The sequence below is a fragment of the Amycolatopsis acidiphila genome, from assembly GCF_021391495.1.
Lineage (GTDB): Bacteria > Actinomycetota > Actinomycetes > Mycobacteriales > Pseudonocardiaceae > Amycolatopsis_E > Amycolatopsis_E acidiphila.
Genome location: NZ_CP090063.1, coordinates 3,617,212 through 3,632,971, shown reverse-complemented (window position 1 = coordinate 3,632,971; position 15,760 = coordinate 3,617,212). Strand labels below are relative to the sequence as shown.

Annotated in this window: 15 protein-coding genes; 11 read left to right on the top strand and 4 right to left on the bottom strand. The window is 71.5% G+C overall.

Going from position 1 to position 15,760, the window contains the following annotated elements; all coding sequences use genetic code 11:
• Positions 1 to 334 precede the first annotated feature (334 nt).
• The 11 genes from LWP59_RS17650 to LWP59_RS17600 are packed head-to-tail and all read left to right on the top strand — an operon-like array spanning position 335 to position 11,538.
• Positions 335 to 1,000 carry an isochorismatase family protein gene (locus LWP59_RS17650; RefSeq protein WP_144631892.1) on the top strand — a complete coding sequence of 222 codons (666 nt, stop codon included), beginning with the start codon at positions 335 to 337 and terminating at the stop codon, positions 998 to 1,000.
• A complete protein-coding gene (locus LWP59_RS17645; RefSeq protein ID WP_144631894.1) occupies positions 997 to 2,871 on the top strand; it encodes a PEP-utilizing enzyme in 1,875 nt (624 codons plus the stop codon). Before LWP59_RS17650 ends, LWP59_RS17645 begins: the two co-directional genes overlap by 4 nt.
• Positions 2,868 to 3,968 (top strand): PEP/pyruvate-binding domain-containing protein, encoded by a 1,101-nt coding sequence (locus LWP59_RS17640; protein ID WP_144631897.1) that lies wholly within the window; start codon positions 2,868 to 2,870, stop codon positions 3,966 to 3,968. Before LWP59_RS17645 ends, LWP59_RS17640 begins: the two co-directional genes overlap by 4 nt.
• Positions 3,965 to 4,834 (top strand): FAD binding domain-containing protein, encoded by an 870-nt coding sequence (locus tag LWP59_RS17635; RefSeq protein WP_144631900.1) that lies wholly within the window; start codon positions 3,965 to 3,967, stop codon positions 4,832 to 4,834. The genes LWP59_RS17640 and LWP59_RS17635 overlap by 4 nt, the downstream gene beginning before the upstream one ends.
• Complete coding sequence (locus tag LWP59_RS17630) at positions 4,821 to 5,432, top strand: CoxG family protein (RefSeq protein WP_144631903.1); 612 nt, start codon at positions 4,821 to 4,823, stop codon at positions 5,430 to 5,432. The genes LWP59_RS17635 and LWP59_RS17630 overlap by 14 nt, the downstream gene beginning before the upstream one ends.
• Positions 5,429 to 6,022, top strand: a complete 594-nt coding sequence (locus LWP59_RS17625) for a hypothetical protein (protein ID WP_144631906.1) — start codon at positions 5,429 to 5,431, stop codon at positions 6,020 to 6,022. Before LWP59_RS17630 ends, LWP59_RS17625 begins: the two co-directional genes overlap by 4 nt.
• Positions 6,019 to 6,843 carry an alpha/beta fold hydrolase gene (locus LWP59_RS17620; RefSeq protein WP_144631909.1) on the top strand — a complete coding sequence of 275 codons (825 nt, stop codon included), beginning with the start codon at positions 6,019 to 6,021 and terminating at the stop codon, positions 6,841 to 6,843. The genes LWP59_RS17625 and LWP59_RS17620 overlap by 4 nt, the downstream gene beginning before the upstream one ends.
• A 12-nt stretch (positions 6,844 to 6,855) precedes the next feature.
• A complete protein-coding gene (locus LWP59_RS17615; RefSeq protein WP_144631912.1) occupies positions 6,856 to 7,902 on the top strand; it encodes a M29 family metallopeptidase in 1,047 nt (348 codons plus the stop codon).
• Complete coding sequence (locus LWP59_RS17610) at positions 7,899 to 8,411, top strand: (2Fe-2S)-binding protein (protein ID WP_144631916.1); 513 nt, start codon at positions 7,899 to 7,901, stop codon at positions 8,409 to 8,411. Before LWP59_RS17615 ends, LWP59_RS17610 begins: the two co-directional genes overlap by 4 nt.
• Complete coding sequence (locus tag LWP59_RS17605; RefSeq protein ID WP_144631919.1) at positions 8,408 to 10,798, top strand: xanthine dehydrogenase family protein molybdopterin-binding subunit; 2,391 nt, start codon at positions 8,408 to 8,410, stop codon at positions 10,796 to 10,798. Before LWP59_RS17610 ends, LWP59_RS17605 begins: the two co-directional genes overlap by 4 nt.
• On the top strand, positions 10,795 to 11,538 hold the full coding sequence (locus LWP59_RS17600; protein ID WP_456151354.1) for a maleate cis-trans isomerase family protein: 744 nt from the start codon (positions 10,795 to 10,797) through the stop codon (positions 11,536 to 11,538). The genes LWP59_RS17605 and LWP59_RS17600 overlap by 4 nt, the downstream gene beginning before the upstream one ends.
• Before the next feature lie 30 nt (positions 11,539 to 11,568).
• Here LWP59_RS17600 and LWP59_RS17595 read toward each other — a convergent pair whose 3' ends face one another.
• The 4 genes from LWP59_RS17595 to LWP59_RS17580 are packed head-to-tail and all read right to left on the bottom strand — an operon-like array spanning position 11,569 to position 15,759.
• A complete protein-coding gene (locus tag LWP59_RS17595; protein WP_144631922.1) occupies positions 11,569 to 12,651 on the bottom strand; it encodes an MSMEG_0565 family glycosyltransferase in 1,083 nt (360 codons plus the stop codon).
• Positions 12,648 to 13,475 (bottom strand): carbon-nitrogen hydrolase family protein, encoded by an 828-nt coding sequence (locus LWP59_RS17590; RefSeq protein WP_144631925.1) that lies wholly within the window; start codon positions 13,473 to 13,475, stop codon positions 12,648 to 12,650. Before LWP59_RS17590 ends, LWP59_RS17595 begins: the two co-directional genes overlap by 4 nt.
• Positions 13,476 to 13,480: 5 nt before the next feature.
• Positions 13,481 to 14,341, bottom strand: a complete 861-nt coding sequence (locus tag LWP59_RS17585; protein WP_144632323.1) for a carbon-nitrogen hydrolase family protein — start codon at positions 14,339 to 14,341, stop codon at positions 13,481 to 13,483.
• The gene (locus LWP59_RS17580; protein WP_144631928.1) at positions 14,338 to 15,759 is read right to left on the bottom strand and encodes an MSMEG_0567/sll0787 family protein; all 1,422 of its coding nucleotides are present in this window, start codon (positions 15,757 to 15,759) and stop codon (positions 14,338 to 14,340) included. The genes LWP59_RS17585 and LWP59_RS17580 overlap by 4 nt, the downstream gene beginning before the upstream one ends.
• Between the last annotated feature and the right edge of the window lies 1 nt (position 15,760).

Genomic DNA, 15,760 nt, shown 5'->3' with positions numbered 1-15,760 from the left:
GGCGCACCGAGTGCGCCGGAGTGGGCGAGATCCGCGGAGGTGCCGAGAAACCGCTCCCGCGGGTGCCGCGGGTATGCGTGAAGCAAGAAGGTATACCGGTATGCAACTCGCGGCAAGCCTTCGTGTCGACCCCGTGACCTGCTGGTTTTCCTCGTGACAGACGGGTTACGGATCATGACGGACAGGTTGCGACGGGCGCCGAGCCCTTCCCCCGAACCGGGTGCGTGACGCAGACTGGACCCACTGCCGCCCGAGAATTCCGCGAGGAAGTCCTTGCCAAAATGGTATACATGTATGCCACACTGGTGGAGCTTTCCAACGAAGGGAGCCGCCGGTGGACACCCCGTCCTCGACCGCACGCGTCTACGACCAAGCCGGTTTCGGCCGCCGGGTACCGCGAGGCGCGCGACCCGCCGTGATCGTGGTCGACTTCTCCTACGGGTTCACCGACCGCGCGTACCCGACGGGCGCGGACATGACCGGGCCCGTGCTGGCCACCGCGCGGCTGCTCGGCCGGGCTCGCGAACTCGGCCTGCCGGTCGTGTTCACCACCATCGCCTACGACCCCGGCCAGGTCGGCACGCTCGCGTGGCTGCGGAAGGCGACCGGCATGGCGGCGCTGACGCTCGGCAGCAGGCTGGTGGAGATCGACGGCAGGCTCGCACCGCGGCCGGAGGAGCACCTGGTGGTCAAGACCGGCGCGTCGGCGTTCTTCGGCACGGCGCTGGCCGCGTACCTCACGTCGGCCGGGGCGGACACGGTGGTCGTCACCGGCGCGACGACGAGCGGCTGCGTCCGGGCCACGGTCGTCGACGCCGTGCAGTACGGCTACCCGGTGCTCGTGCCGCGGGACTGCGTCGCCGACCGGGCGCCGGGCCCGCACGAGGCGAACCTCTTCGACATGGACCAGAAGTACGGCGACGTCGTCGACCTCGACGACGTCCTGAGCTACCTCGGGACCCTTCCCACCACCACAGCCGAGGCGGAGGCGCACGCATGACCGTGACTGACCCGAATCCCAGCACGCGACCGGCACAGGCAGTACCCGGCGAACGCTTCGCCAGCCCCTTCGCGGTCGAGACGCCGCCGGGCGCCGAAGGCTGGGAGAGCATGTACCCGTACTACGCGCTGCTGAGCCAGGAGCGGGCGGAGTTCGAGGACGGCAAGTTCTGGTTCTTCGACGGGATGCACAACCCGGAGCCGCTCTACCCGTTCGACACGATCATGACCGAGAACTGGTGGGTCGCCGCCAGCCAGATGTCGACGCGGGTGTGGCCGGTACCGCCCGCCGGCGGGATCGACCACCGGATCATCAACGGCTACCTCTACATCAGCCCCAACGCCGTCACCGACCCCGACGAGATCGCCCGCCGCGCCGAGGAGTTCTCCCTCCGCGCCGGGCACTACTACGAGAACTGGGACGAGATCTACGAGCAGTGGGTGGCGAAGGCGACCGGCTGCATCGAACGGCTCAAGGCGATCCACTTCGCCCCGCTGCCCGAGCAGGAGCCACTGGAGAGCGTCCTGCGGCACAAGGGCACGTACTCCACGTACGACCTGCTCACGAAATACGGCGAGCTGACCGCGAACCTGTTCGAGATGGGCTCGTACCACTTCGAGATGCTCAACCTCGGGTACGGCGCGTACCTGACGTTCCAGGAGTTCTGCCAGGCCGCCTTCCCCGGGATCACCGACCAGACGCTCGCGGCCATGGTGTCGGGCATCGACATCATGCTGTTCCGCCCGGACGACGAGGTGCGCGGGCTGGCGAAGCTCGCCGTCGAGCTGGAGTTGGCCGACCTCGTGCTGGATGGCGAGAACCCGGACGACGTGCTCGCCGCCATCGCCGCGCACCCGAACGGTCCACAGTGGATCGAGGCGTTCGAGGGGGCGAAGGACCCGTGGTTCTGGTTCTCCACCGGTGCCGGCTACACGCACAGCGACCGGGCCTGGATCGACGACCTGCGCCTGCCGTTCACCGCACTGCGCGGATACGTCAAGAGCCTGCTCGGCGGTGCGGACATCCGCCGCCCGCTCGACGAGATCCTCGCCGAGCGCACCCGGATCACCGCGGAGTACCGCGGTTACCTGCCCACCGAGGCCGACCAGGAGGTGTTCGACGGGCTGGTCGAGCTCGCCCGCAAGGTGTTCCCGTTCGTCGAGAACCACAACTTCTACGTCGAGCACTGGCACCACTCGCTGTTCTGGTCGAAGGTGCGCGAGCTGGGCGACGTGTTCGTCGCACACGACTTCCTCGACGACCGCGAGGACATCTTCTACCTGCACCGCAACGAGATCTACTCGGCGCTGTACGACCTCAACATCGGCTGGGCCACCGGCACGGAGGCTCGCGGCGTCACCTACTGGCGCCCCGAGATCGCGCGCCGCAAGCGGATCCGGGACGTCCTCAAGGCGCACCCGCCGCAGCCCGCGCTCGGCGTGCCGCCGGAGTTCATCACCGAACCGCTGACCGTGATGCTCTGGGGCATCACGCAGGAGTCGGTGCAGGAGTGGCTGGGCGCCAAGGGCGAGGAGGGCGGCGAGCTGCGCGGGGTCGCGGCGTCCGCGGGCAAGGCGACCGGCCGCGCCCGGGTGATCGTGGACCCGGAGGACCTGCACCTGGTGCAGGACGGGGAGATCCTGGTCTGCCGCATCACCGCGCCCAGCTGGGCGCCGGTCTTCTCGCGGCTTTCGGCCGCGGTGTCCGACGTCGGCGGGATCATGGCCCACACCGCGATCGTGTGCCGCGAGTACGGCCTGCCCGCGGTCGTCGGCACCGGCTTCGCGACGACGACCATCCGAACCGGACAGCTCATCGAGGTCGACGGCAACACCGGCGTCGTCCGCGTTGTCGAGGAGGCGCAGGCATGACCCCCGCCGTTTCCCGGTTCGTCCTGTGGCTCGACGACCCCGGCGCCGTCGGCAACCGCGTGCTCGGCGGCAAGTTCGGCAGCCTGGCCGAGATGACCGCGGCGCGCTTCGAGGTGCCCCCGGGGTTCGGCATCACCACCACCGCCTACCGCCACTTCCTGGAGTCGGCGGGGCTGGCGGAGCGGGCGCGTGCGGTCCGTGCGGAGGCGGGCGGCGCCGACCTGGCGGACGTGCAGCGGATCAGCGCCGAGTTCGCCGCCGCCATCGACGACGCCGACCTGCCCGCCGACCTCGAGCGCGAGATCCGGGACGCCTACGCGGAGCTGGAACGCCGTGCGGGACAGGAGGACCTGCCGGTGGCCGTGCGGTCGAGCGGCGAGTCCGAGGACCTCGCGGGTGCCAGCTTCGCCGGGCAGTACGACACCTTCCTGTGGATCCGCGGCGCCGAGGACCTGCTGCGGCACGTCCGCCGCTGCTGGGCCGGGATGTTCGGCGCGGCGGTGCTCACCTACCGGCCGGACGCCGATGCCGGTGTGCTCACCGCGGACCTCGGCATCTGCGTCGGGGTGCAGCAGATGGTGCAGGCGCGCGCGGCCGGGGTGATGTTCACCCTCGACCCCGTGACCGGCGACCGGTCCAAGGTGGTCATCGAGGGTTGCTGGGGCCTCGGCGAAGGCGTCGTGAGCGGCGGGATCACGCCCAGCCGCTACGTCGTGGACAAGGTGACCTTCGAGGTGATCCGGCGCGAGGTGGCCCGGCAGGAGTCGAAGTTCGGGTTCGACCCGGCGGCCGCGGCGGTCGGTCTGGTGCCGGTGGAGACGGACCGGCAGGAGTCGCCGTGCCTCGACGACGACCAGATCCGCGCGCTCGCGGAGCTGGCCAAGCGCATCGAACAGCACCGCGGCGGCCCGCAGGACGTCGAGTGGGCCGTCGGCGAACGGGGTGACGTGCGGGTGTTGCAGGTGCGGCCGGAGACGGTGTGGAGCCGCCGGCGGGCCGAGCAGCTGGTCGGTGAGCGGAAGTCCGCCGTCAACCACGTGCTGGCGCGGTTCGCGGGGGTGGGCGTGGCTCGCGGCAGCCGGGGCACGGGCGCATGAAGCCTGCTCCGTTCGCGTACCACCGGCCGACGTCCGTGGCGGAGGCCGTCGCCCGGCTCGGTGAGTACGGCGGTGGCGCCCGCGTGCTCGCCGGGGGCCAGAGCCTGGTCCCGATGCTGAACATGCGCCTGTGGCGGCCGGACGCGCTCGTCGACATCAACGACATCGACGACCTCGACGACATCCTCCCAGCGGGCGACCGGACCGTCCTCGGCGCGCTGGTGCGGTACTCCACCGTGGAGCGTTCCCCACTCGTCGCCGAGCGGCTGCCGCTGCTCGCCCGGATCGTCCGGCACATCGGCGACCGGCAGGTGCGCAACCGCGGCACCGTCGGCGGCGCACTCGTGCAGGGCGACCCGACCGGCGAGCTGCCGCTGGCGTGCCTCGTGCTCGGCGCGGTGGTCGTCGCCGCCGGGCCCGCCGGTACCCGCCGCATCCCGCTGGCGGAGTTCTACGAAGGCCCGTACGCCACCGTGCTCGACCCCGGCGAGCTGGTCGTCGCGGTCGAGTTCCCGGCCCATCCGCAGCACTTCGCGTTCCGCGAGTTCTGCCGCAAGCACAACGACTTCGCGGTCATCAGCGCGGTCGCCACCGGCAACCGGGACGAGGACGGGACCTGGCACGGCGTCCGCCTCGCTCTCGGCGGCGTGGCCGACAGCCCCGTGCTCGCCCCCTCGGCGCTCGAGGGCAGCCGGCTGACCGACGACGACGTGACGGTCGCCGCCGAGGCGGCACTGACCGTCGTCGACCCGCCGACGGACGTCCGCGCTTCCGCGGAGTACCGCCGCCACCTGGTGCCCGTGTACGTGCGCCGGGTGCTCACCGAGCTGCGCGAAGCCCAAGGAGGAATCCATGAAGTTGCGTGAGGAGTTCCAGGTCGGCAGGCCGGTGGCCGAGGTCTGGACCTTCTTCGACGAGCCCGCGCGGGTGGCGGGCTGTGTCCCGGGGGTCGAGGACCTGACGATGCGCGGTCCGGAGGACATCGACGTGCGGGTCACCCAGAGCGTCGGCCCGATGACCGCGACGTTCGCCGCCTCGATCAAGATCGTCGAGCGGGTGCCGGAGAAGCTGATCGCCTTCACCGCCACCGGCAAGACGGTCCGCGGCGCGATGGGCAATGTCCGGGCGACGGTGAACGTGCAGCTGGAGCCCGCGGGCGACCGCACGACGGTCATCGTCGAAGGCGACGTCGCACTCGCCGGGGCGCTCGGCAGCGTCGGGCAGAAGGTGGTCGCCAAGCAGGCGCGCAAGGTCACGGGCGCGTTCTCGCGCAACCTCGAGACCGCGCTGGGCGGCGAAACCGCGGCGGCTCCGGTCGCCACCCCGGTGGCGTCCACCGTGGCCGAACCCACCCCCGTGGCCGCGGCTGATCCGTGGACGAAGGTCGTGGCCGCACTGAGCGCGGTCTCGGTGGCCGTCAGCCTCGCGACGCTCGCGAGGAGCTTCCGGAGGTCGCGCCGATGACGTCCGTACTGCCCTGGACCGCGCCCGAGGTGCCCGCCGCGAGCGGGACCGAGGCGCTGGCCGCCGAGTGGGTCCGGCCCTACAACCAGGCCCACCACCTGGCGCGGGCCCGCGACTGGCTCGTCTGGCTGGTGCCGGACGCGCCGGCCGAGCTGCGGATCGCCGCGCTCACCCACGACATCGAGCGCATGTTCCCCGGCGGCCCGGCGCTCGACCACGCGACGACCGACTGGGACAGCCCGTTCTACCTGTACCCGCACATGCTCCGCTCGGCCGAGATCGTCGGGTTCTGGCTCGCCGGTCTCGACACCGCTTCGCTCGACATCGCCGAGGTGCGCAGGCTCGTCGGCCTGCACGAGGTCGGCGGGCTCAACGGCGCCGACGAGGTCCAGGCCGCGGACTCGCTGTCCTACCTGGAAACCCTCGCCGGGCTCACCGCGAGCTGGGTGTCCTCGGGCAGCTGCTCGCGGGACAAGGGAATCGCCAAGCTGACCTACATGGCCGGCCGTGTCCGGGTCCCCGCCGCCCGCGAACCCGTCGCGGCGCTGCTGGAGTGGGCGACCGGACAGCTGCCGGAGGAGGACCGATGACCACAGCCATTGCCGGGGAAAGTGTTTTCGCCGAAGCCAACGGCTTGCGCCACCGTGTCCTGCGCTACGGCGAGCCGGACTCCCCCGACCTGCTCGTCCTGCCCGGGATCACCAGCCCGGCGGTCACCGCGGACTTCCTCGCGGTGCTCTTCGCCGACTGGGGCTACCGCGTCACGGTCCCGGACGCCCGCGGTCGCGGCGAGACCGAGCGGGCCCCGTCGGGGCAGTACCGGCTCACCGACTACGCGGCCGACGTCGCCGGGCTCGTCGGCGCGCTCGGCCTGCACCGGCCGGTCGTCGTCGGGCACTCGATGGGCGCCCGGATCGCCGCCGCCTACGCGGTGCGGCACGCCCCGCGGGACCACGGCCTGCTCGTGCTCGTCGACCCGCCGACGTCGGGCCCCGGCCGCGGGCCGTACCCGACGTCCCGGGAGTCCTTCCTGGAACAGCTGCACGAAGCCCAGCGCGGCACGACTGCCGACGAGATCCGCCGCTTCTACCCGAAGTGGCCGGAGCGCGAACTGCGGCTGCGCGCCGAAGTGCTGGCCTCGTGCGACGAGACCGCCGTGCTGGAGACCCACGAGGGTTTCGAACGCGAGGACTTCTTCGAGTACTGGGCCCGGCTGACCGCGCCGGTCCTGCTCGTCCGCGGCGGGGACAGCCCCGTCGTCCCGGCCGCCGCCGCCGAAGACCTGCGCTCGGGCCGTCCCGACATCGAAATCCTGAGCGTTCCCGCGGCCGGCCACATGGTGCCGTGGGACAACCTGACCGGCTTCCTCGACACCGTCCGGCCGCACCTGCTCGCGGCACGCCAGCGATAGGAGAGCAACCCCATGGACCAGAACCTGTTCAACGAGATCTGCCTGCGCCAGCTGACCCTGTCCGGCGTGCACGAGGACGAGACCGTCGCCGTGCTCACCCAGGGCGGCGAGCGCGCGGAGTACGCCGACGCCTTCCTGTGGGCCGCGCAGCAGCTGGGCGCCCAGACGTTCCACCTGCGCCTTCCCTCGCCGTCGGGCTCCTCCGGCGCGTGGGCGGTCGGCGAGTCCGGGCTGAAGGGCAACAGGCTGGCGGTGGAGGCGCTCAAGAGCGTCGACATGGTGGTCGACTGCACGTTCCTGCTGTTCAGCAAGGAGCAGTTCGAAATCCAGGGCGCCAGCACCCGCATCCTCAGCGCTGTCGAGCCGGTGCCGCTGCTGGCCCGGCTGATGCCGACGAAGGAGCTGCGCGGGCGCGTCGAGATCGCCGCCGAGATCCTCGCCAAGGCCCAGACCATGCGGATCACCAGCCCGCTCGGCACCGACGTCAGCTACCGCCTCGGCGTCTACCCGACGCTGTCGGAGTACGGCTACACCGACCAGCCCGGCCGGTGGGACCACTGGCCTGCGGCATTCGTGTTCACCGGCGGCGCCGACGACGGCGTGGACGGCAAGATCGTCCTGGCACCGGGCGACGTGTTGCTGCCGTTCAACACCTACGTGCAGACCCCGGTCGAGCTCACCATTGAACAGGGCTTCATCCGCGACATCCGCGGCGGTTCCGGCTCTTCCGGCCTCGACGCCGACCTGCTGCGCAGCTACATCGAGTCGTTCCACGACCCCCGCGGCTACGGCATGTCGCACGTCGGCTGGGGCCTCGACGAGCGCGCACACTGGCACGGGCTGACCCAGTTCCCCGGCGGCATGGGCATGGAGCTGCGCAGCTTCTACGGCAACGTCATGTTCTCCATCGGCCCGAACAACGAGCTCGGCGGACCCAACGACACCCCCTGCCACTTCGACATCCCGATGCGTGGCTGCTCGCTGTACCTCGACGACGAGCTCATCGTCGACGCGGGCGAGCTCACCGTGCCCGACATGCGCCCGGCCGAGAAACGATGAACGTCGAGGTCGAGACCATGGTCAACGGGAAGCTCGTGCACGCGAGCGTCCCGGCCCGGCTGCACGTGGCGGACTTCCTGCGCCAGCACCTCGGCCTCACCGGCACCCACGTCGGCTGCGAGCAAGGCTCGTGCGGCATGTGCACGGTGATGGTCGACGGCGAGGCGGTCAAGTCGTGCCTCATGCTCGCCTGCCAGCTCGACGGCCGGCACGTGCGGACCGTCGAGTCGCTGGCCGAGGACGACCGGCTCAGCCCGCTGCAGCAGGCGTTCAAGGAGGAGCACGCCCTGCAGTGCGGGTTCTGCTCGCCCGGCTTCCTGATGACCGCGACGGCACTGGCGTACCAGGGGAAGCGGCCGTGCCGGGCCGAGATCCGCGAGGAGATCGCGGGCGTGCTGTGCCGGTGCACCGGCTACGAGAACGTCGTAACGGCTATCGAGCGGTGGTTCGCCGAGCACCCGCAGGGGGCCCGGGAGGACGAAACGGCCGACGGCGCGAGGACGGCATGACGACGCTGGAGAGCTCACCGGAACGCACCGCCGGCAGGAGACCCGGCGCACTGGGTGTCTCGGTGGCCCGCAAGGAGGACGAGCGGCTGCTGCGCGGCGACGGGCAGTTCACCGACGACGTCGACCCGGCCCGGGTGCTGTACATGGCCGTGGCGCGCTGCCCGTACCCGCACGCCCGGATCGTGCGGGTCGACACCTCCGCCGCCGAACGGCTCGAAGGTGTCCAGCACGTGCTGTCCGGGCCTGAGGTCCAGCGGCTGAGCGAGCCGCTTGGCGTGCTGCGCCCGGTGCCCGGCGCACCGAGGCTGCCGTACTATGCGCTCGCCCAGGACGTCGCAACGCACGAGGGGCAGCCGGTGGTCAGTATCGTCGCCACCAGCCGGCACCTGGCGGAGGACGCGCTCGAACTGGTCGACGTCGAGTACCAACCCCTGCCCCACGTCGTCGACGTGCTCGCGGCGCTGGAGCCCGATGCGCCGGTGCTGCACCCGTCGGTGCTGGGGTCCAACCTGCTCGCGTCCAATTCGGACGGACGAGGAGACCCGGCGGCACGGTTCGCCGAAGCGGACGTGGTCGTCGAAGGCCGGTTCCGGATCGGCAGGGTCACGGCGCTGCCCATGGAGACCCGTGGGGTCGTCGCGCAGTGGCGGCCCGGCGCACGGGAGCTGACCGTGCACTGCTCGACCCAGGTGCCGCACCTGATCCGCAAGCAGCTCGCGGAGTCGTTGCGGCTGCGTGAAAGCGAGGTCCGCGCGATCGCGTCGGACGTCGGCGGTGGTTTCGGGCTCAAGCTCGGCGTGTTCCCCGAGGACGTGCTGGCGTGTCTGCACGCGATGGCGTTGCACCGCCCGGTCAAGTGGAGTGAGGACCGGGGTGAGCACTTCCGGGCCAGCACGCACGGCCGCGAGTCGGTGCACGACTACCGGATCGCGGCGGACGCGGACGGGCGGATCCTCGCGATGACCGACGTCTACGCCACCGACATCGGCGGCTGGAACTCGCCGTTCGGGTCCGCGCAACTGTCCAGCGTGGTCTTCAACGGTCCCTACAAGGTCGAGGACGGCTACACCGAGCGCCGGGTCACGCTCACCAACAAGACCCCGGTCGGCGCGTACCGCGGCTACGGGCAGCCCGAGGTCAACTTCGCGTACGAGCGGCTGATGGACCGGCTGGCCCGGCGGCTGCGGATGGACCCCGTCGAGCTGCGGGCGCGGAACATGCTCAAGCCGGCCGACCTGCCGTGGGTGAACCCGGCCGGCGCGGTCTACGACAGCGGCGACTACGAGCGCTGCCTGCGGATGGCGGCGGAGCGGATCGGCTGGGCCGAGCACCGGGCGGCACCGCGGCGGCCACGCGCGGACGGGCGGCTGGTGGGCATCGGCTTCTCGTCGTTCGTCGAGCGCACCGGGTACGCCAGTTCGCGCTTCCTCGCCAAGCGCGGCTCGCAGTTCGGCGCGCACGAGAGCATCACGTTGCGCGCCAACAGGTCCGGCGGGATCGACGCCTACACGGGAGTGTCGACGATCGGCCAGAGCAGCGAGACGGCGTTCGCGCAGCTGGTGGCCGAGGTGTTCGGCACCGACTACGACGCGGTGACGGTGCACGTCGGCGACACGGCCGCGTCACCGTTGAACACCGGTTCGTTCGCGTCGCGCACGATGATCGCCGCCGCGGGCGCGATCCGCGAGGCATCGGAACAGCTGGCGCGCAAGACGCTGCGGCTGGCGGCGTTCCGGCTGGAGGTGCAGCCCGAGGAGCTGGAGATCGCGGGTCCGCTCGTGCGGCATCGCACCGAGCCGGGCGTGGCGGTCCCGCTCGCGGAGGTCTACAGCGCCGCGATCACCGGCCAGGGCATCCCGCCCGGCGAGGACCCCGGCCTGGAGGCGACGTCGCACTTCGAGCCGTCCGACGCGGCCTACTCGTTCGGCACGGCGGCCGCGCTGGTGGCGGTCGACCCGGAGACCGGCGAGTTCGGCGTGGAGCGGTTCGTGCTGGTCCACGACGCGGGCACGGTCGTGAACCCGAAAATCGTCGACGGGCAGGTGCGGGGCGCGCTGGCGCAGGGTTTCGGTGCCGCGCTCACGGAGGAGCTGCGCTACGACGCGGAGACCGGGCAGCTGGTCAACGGGTCGATGGTGGACTACTTCCCGCCGACGGCCGCGGACCTGCCGCCGGTCGAGCTGCTGCACACCGAGGTCCCGTCGCCGGTCACGCCGTTCGGCATCCGCGGGGTCGGTGAGGTCGGCACGATCCCGCCGGGCGCGGCGATCGCGAACGCGATCTGCGAGGCGCTGGCGGACCACGGCGTGGAACTGGACAGCCTGCCGGTGACGCCGGAGAAGGTCTGGCGCGCCCTCACTTCGGACAAAGGAGTCGAACAGTGGTGAACTCGTCCCGGATCGGCCTGATCGTGCCGAGCTCGAACACGACGATGGAGACGGAGCTGCCGGAGCTGTTCCGCAGGCAGCGCGAAAGCACCGGGCACCGGTACACGTTCCACTCGGCGCGCGCGAGGATGAAGCACGTCAACCGCGAGGAGCTGCTGGCCATGGTCGGCAAGGCAGCGGAGTGCGCGACAGCGGTGTCGGACGCGGATGTCGACGTGATCGCGTATGCGTGCCTCGTGGCGGTGATGGCGCAGGGGCCGGGGGCGCACAAGGAGTCCGAGCAGGCCATCGGGGACGCGGCGGAACGCAACGGCCATCCGGCGGCGGTGGTCAGCAGCGCGGGCGCGCTCGTGCGGACGCTGCGGGCGATCGGGGCGAGCCACGTCGCGATCGTGACGCCGTACATGGCGCCGTTGACGCGGATGGTGCGGGAGTACATCGAGGGCGAGGGTGTGCAGGTGCTCGACGCGGTGTCGCTGGAGGTGGCCGACAACCTTGCCGTGGGCCGGCTGGATCCCGGCAAGCTGCCCGGCATCGCCCGGGGCCTGCGGCGGGAGGGCGCGGAGGCCGTGGTGCTCTCGGCGTGCGTCCAGATGCCGTCGCTGGACGCGGTGGAGGTGGCCGAGGAGGAGCTGGGGCTGCCTGTGGTCACCGCCGCGACGGCGACCGCCTACGAGGTGCTGCGGTCCCTCGGCCACGAGCCGGCGATCTCCGGTGCGGGCCGCCTGCTGCGGGGTTGACCGCTGCTGCTACTTGGCGTCAGTGTTCTCTCAGCCGGTCAGCGAGTGGTAGAGCTGAATGTGCGACTTCGCGCAGGCCCGCCACGTGTAGCGACCAGCCAGCGACTCGCCCGCCGCGCGGCGTGCCGGGTCAGGAGCCGCCAAGGCCCGGGCGAGCTCCAGTGCCAGGCCCGGCGCATCCGAGCCGAAACCCGCTACGCCACCGAAGACTTCGCGCAGCACCGGCAAATCGCTTACCACCAGCGGAACGCCGGCCGCCACCGCCTCCATGGCCGCCAGGCCGAACCCCTCCTTTCTCGACGGGAAGGCGAAGGCACCGGCGGCCGCCACCAGGAACGGAAGCTCGTCATGAGCCACCGCACCCAGCACCACCGGCGACACACCCAGTTCGACCGCGCGCTTTTCCCACCGCGCCCGGTATTCGCGGTAGTCGAACAGGGTTTCGCCGCCGGCGATCACCAGCCGCACATCCGGCTCGGTCAGTAACGCGAAGGCTTCGAGCAGCTCGAGAGATCCCTTGCGCGGCTCGATACCGCCCACCGAAAGGACATACCGGCCCAGGCGCTCCCGCCACCGCTGCCGCTGCCGCTCGGCAGCCGGCGATGCCGCGGCGGCGAACCTCGCGGCTTCGACGCCGTTCGGGATCACCGTGGCCTTGATTCCCCATCCCTGCGCCAATTCGTCCGCGACGGCGGCCGAGACGCACACGTGCGCGTAGGGTCGCACGAGCGCCCGCTCGTGACACGCGGCGAGCTCCGGCGTCGTGAAGTGGTCGATGTGGTGGACCGTTCGCACACAGCGATCAACAGCGTTCGCACTGATGCAATCCTGAGCGTGCACGACGTCGTAGCCGGCCGGCTCGAACGCGGCGCGCAGCGTGTCGATGGAGCGCAGGATCCGCGGGCCGACGCCCTCACCCTCGATCTCGGAAAACGGCACGACCCGCAGCCGCACCCGCGGATCCACCGGGCGGAAGAAGCCGCTGTCACCGCCTCGGCCCAGCGTCCAGACCGTCACGTCCTGGCCCTCGGCCGCGAGGGCTTCCCCGAGCGCGAGTGTGTGCACCACTCCGCCGCGTGGCTTGGTCGAGTAGCTCAGGAGCGCGATCCTCATGCTCGGTAGACCTCTGGTTTTCGCTCGTCGAGATGTTTCAACACGCGGCGGGCGGTCGCGATCTCCGCCTGCACGTCCAGCTCGGCGACCGCGAGCCCCGCTTTGGCCCAGGTGCGGGCGAGGACATCCCCGCCGGGGCCGACGACCTTCGCCTGACCGAGAAAGCGCATGCCGCCCATGGCGCCGGTCTGGTTCGACGAAGCCAGTACCACCTGATTCTCCGCGGCCCGGGCCTGGTCGTACAGATCGAACAGCCGGGACTGCCGGTCCTGCGCCATCCGCGGGGCACGGTTCGTGATGCTCGTGGGCCACGCCGACAGGCAGGCGAGCACCTCCGCCCCATCGACTGCCAGCGACCGCGCGGCCTCGGGGAACGTCTTGTCGTAATCGATGAGCATGCCGACGCGGCCGACCGGGGTCTCGAACGCGGCGAAGCGCTCGCCCGGCGCGTACGCCGCGGACTCCCCCACCGGCTGATGGACCTTGCGGTGCCGCCCCAGCACGCCGTCCCCCGTCACACAGACCGCGGAGTTGTACCGGCGGTCGCCACCGGCCTCACAGAAGCCGAGGCAGACCACCATTTCCGCGGCCATGGCAGCGACCTTTGCGACCTCGGGCCCATCGGCATCGAGAGCCGGCGGGAGCGCGTCCGGGTCGGGATGGCGGAGGTCGGCGAGGTAGCCGCCCAATGCGGCGTCGGGCAGGACCAACAGGCTCACGCCCGATCGGCGCGCGTGCTCGATCAAGGTCCCGATGCGCTGCAGGTCGAAGTCGAGGTCGCGACCGAAGTGCGCAGCCACCGCACCGATCCGGATGAGGCCCATGAACCCTAGTATCTCGTTCCGGCGAGCTCTTCCTCGCCGGCACCCAGCGCCGGATACGCCTCCGGGCGGCGATCCCGCAGGTGCCCCATCGACCGCCGAGCCGTCGCCAGCGCCTGCGTCACGTCGAGTTCCGCGACCGCCAGCCCCTCCCTGACGCCAGTTTCACAGACGATTTCGCCACCTGGGTCGACCACCTTCGCGCTGGCCACGAACCGCAGCGCGCCGAAGGTGCCGGACTGGTTCGCCGAGAGCCACACGATCTGGTTCTCGAGCGCGCGAGCCCGGTCGAACAGGTCGAACCTGCGTTTCCAGCGGTCCTGCGCGAGATCGGCGGCAGGATTCGTGCGGCTGCCCGGCCAGGCGGAGACGCACACCCCGATCTCGGCGCCGTCCAAGGCCAGCGACCGCGCGGATTCCGGAAAAGCCTTGTCGTAGCAGATCATGGTGCCGAGGCGCCCGACCGGCGTGTCGAAGGCCGCGAACGACTGGCCGGCACCGTAGCTCGCGTCCTCGGACAACGGCTGATGCACCTTGCGGTGGTTCCCGAGCACGCCGTCGCCGTGCACGCAGACCGCGCTGTTGTAGAGACGATCACCGGCATCCTCGCAATAGCCGGCCACGACGACCATGTCGCCGGCGAGCTTGCGCAGGCGCTGGATCTCCGGGCCGTCCAGCGCCAGCGGGGGCGGCCCTTCGGCGTCCCCGCCGAGGTCCGCGAGATAACCGCCGAGAGAGGCCTCGGGCAGCGCGAGCAAACCCACACCGTCGCCACGCGCCTGCTCGATGATTCGCTCGATCCGGGCGAAATCGCCGTCCAGATCCCGATCGAAAGGAGCCGCGACAGCGGCCATCCGCAAGGTGGTCATGCCTCTCCCAATCCGGTCACGCCCCCGGCCAGCACTTCCGTCCGCTCCCCGTCCGGCCAGCACAGCGCCACACCGCCCCCGGACACCAACCGTCCACACTCGACAGACACGGCGGGCCCTGCATCGAGGGTGCCGTTGCCCGGTTCGTCCGTCGTGAGCATCGCGAAACCCGGGAAGCAGGTGAGCCAGTCGCCCGCACTCGTGCCCGCAGGACGGGCAATACGCGCCGCGTCCAGTTCGGCGCCGCAGCCGCTCGCTTCCGCGAGCATGCCGAGAGTGCCGGCGATACCGGCCATGGACACGTCCTTGGCGGCAGCCGGGCGGGCTCGGCCGACCGAGCTCAGCATCGCGTGCAACTCGGGCGTCCGGCGGGACGTCGTCGAGTCCCACTGGCGTCCGGCGTATCCCGGCCGCCACCGGCCTGCCAGGTCGGCGGTCAGCCGGACGACGTGGCCCGGCTGCCCGCCACCGCCCGGTACCGGATGCGCCGACCGGCCGAGCGCGGTGACGGACAGGGCTGCGGGAACGCCGAACTGGGTGTGGCCGCCGAGCACCGGTACGCCATAGGCCTCGCTCGCCCGCCTCAGTCCTGCCAGCACCCGGCTGGCGAAGGACCTGTCGCGGGCGCCGAGGGCGTCGAGCAGGCCGACCGGTTCCGCGCCCATCGCGGCGAGGTCGTTGACGTTGACCAGGACCGAGCACCAGCCGGCCCAGTCCGGGTCCCGTTCGACCATCGACGGGACGATCGCGTCGCACGCCGCGACAAGATCGCTGCCCGGCACGGGCACGCCGTCGTCACCGACGAAGCCCGGGATGCCGGTCAGGCCGGTGAGCAGGGGTCCGAGGTCGCGCTTGGTCGCGTTCGCGAGTGCCTGGACGCGGCCGATGGACCGCCGCATCAGCACGTGCGGGGTGTCCGCGACGGTCACGGCACGAACCCGGTGCCAGCCGAGCCTGCGGAACATGGCTTCGTTGCGGGCCTGGACGGCGGCATCGAACCGCAGAACGCCTGCGTTCTCGGCGTACGCGCACGCTGCCCGCACGAGCGCGGGCCCGACACGGTCAAGGCTGCCGAGCGCCGCGTGCGGCGCCGTCAGCCGTCCGCGCGCGGCGGGTGCGACCACGAGGCGGCCGCCAAGCCACCAGCCGAGGTCGGGGCCGTCCGTGGCCGGGTGCAGCCGGACGCCGCCGACGACGGTGCCTGCTCGCTCACGGGCGACGAGGACGACCGTGCGCGGGTCTTCGTCGTGGTGGTCGAGGTCGTGCCCCGTGAACAGGGCCTGCTCGTCGACGAACACCTGCCTGCGCAACGCGTGGTACGCGGCGACCGTCGCGCGGTCGTCGGCCTGTTCGATGTGAAAAGCCGGTTCGCGCTGCACGCTCACCGTGTCGCCGAGGAGTGCCAGGACGTCGCGCACG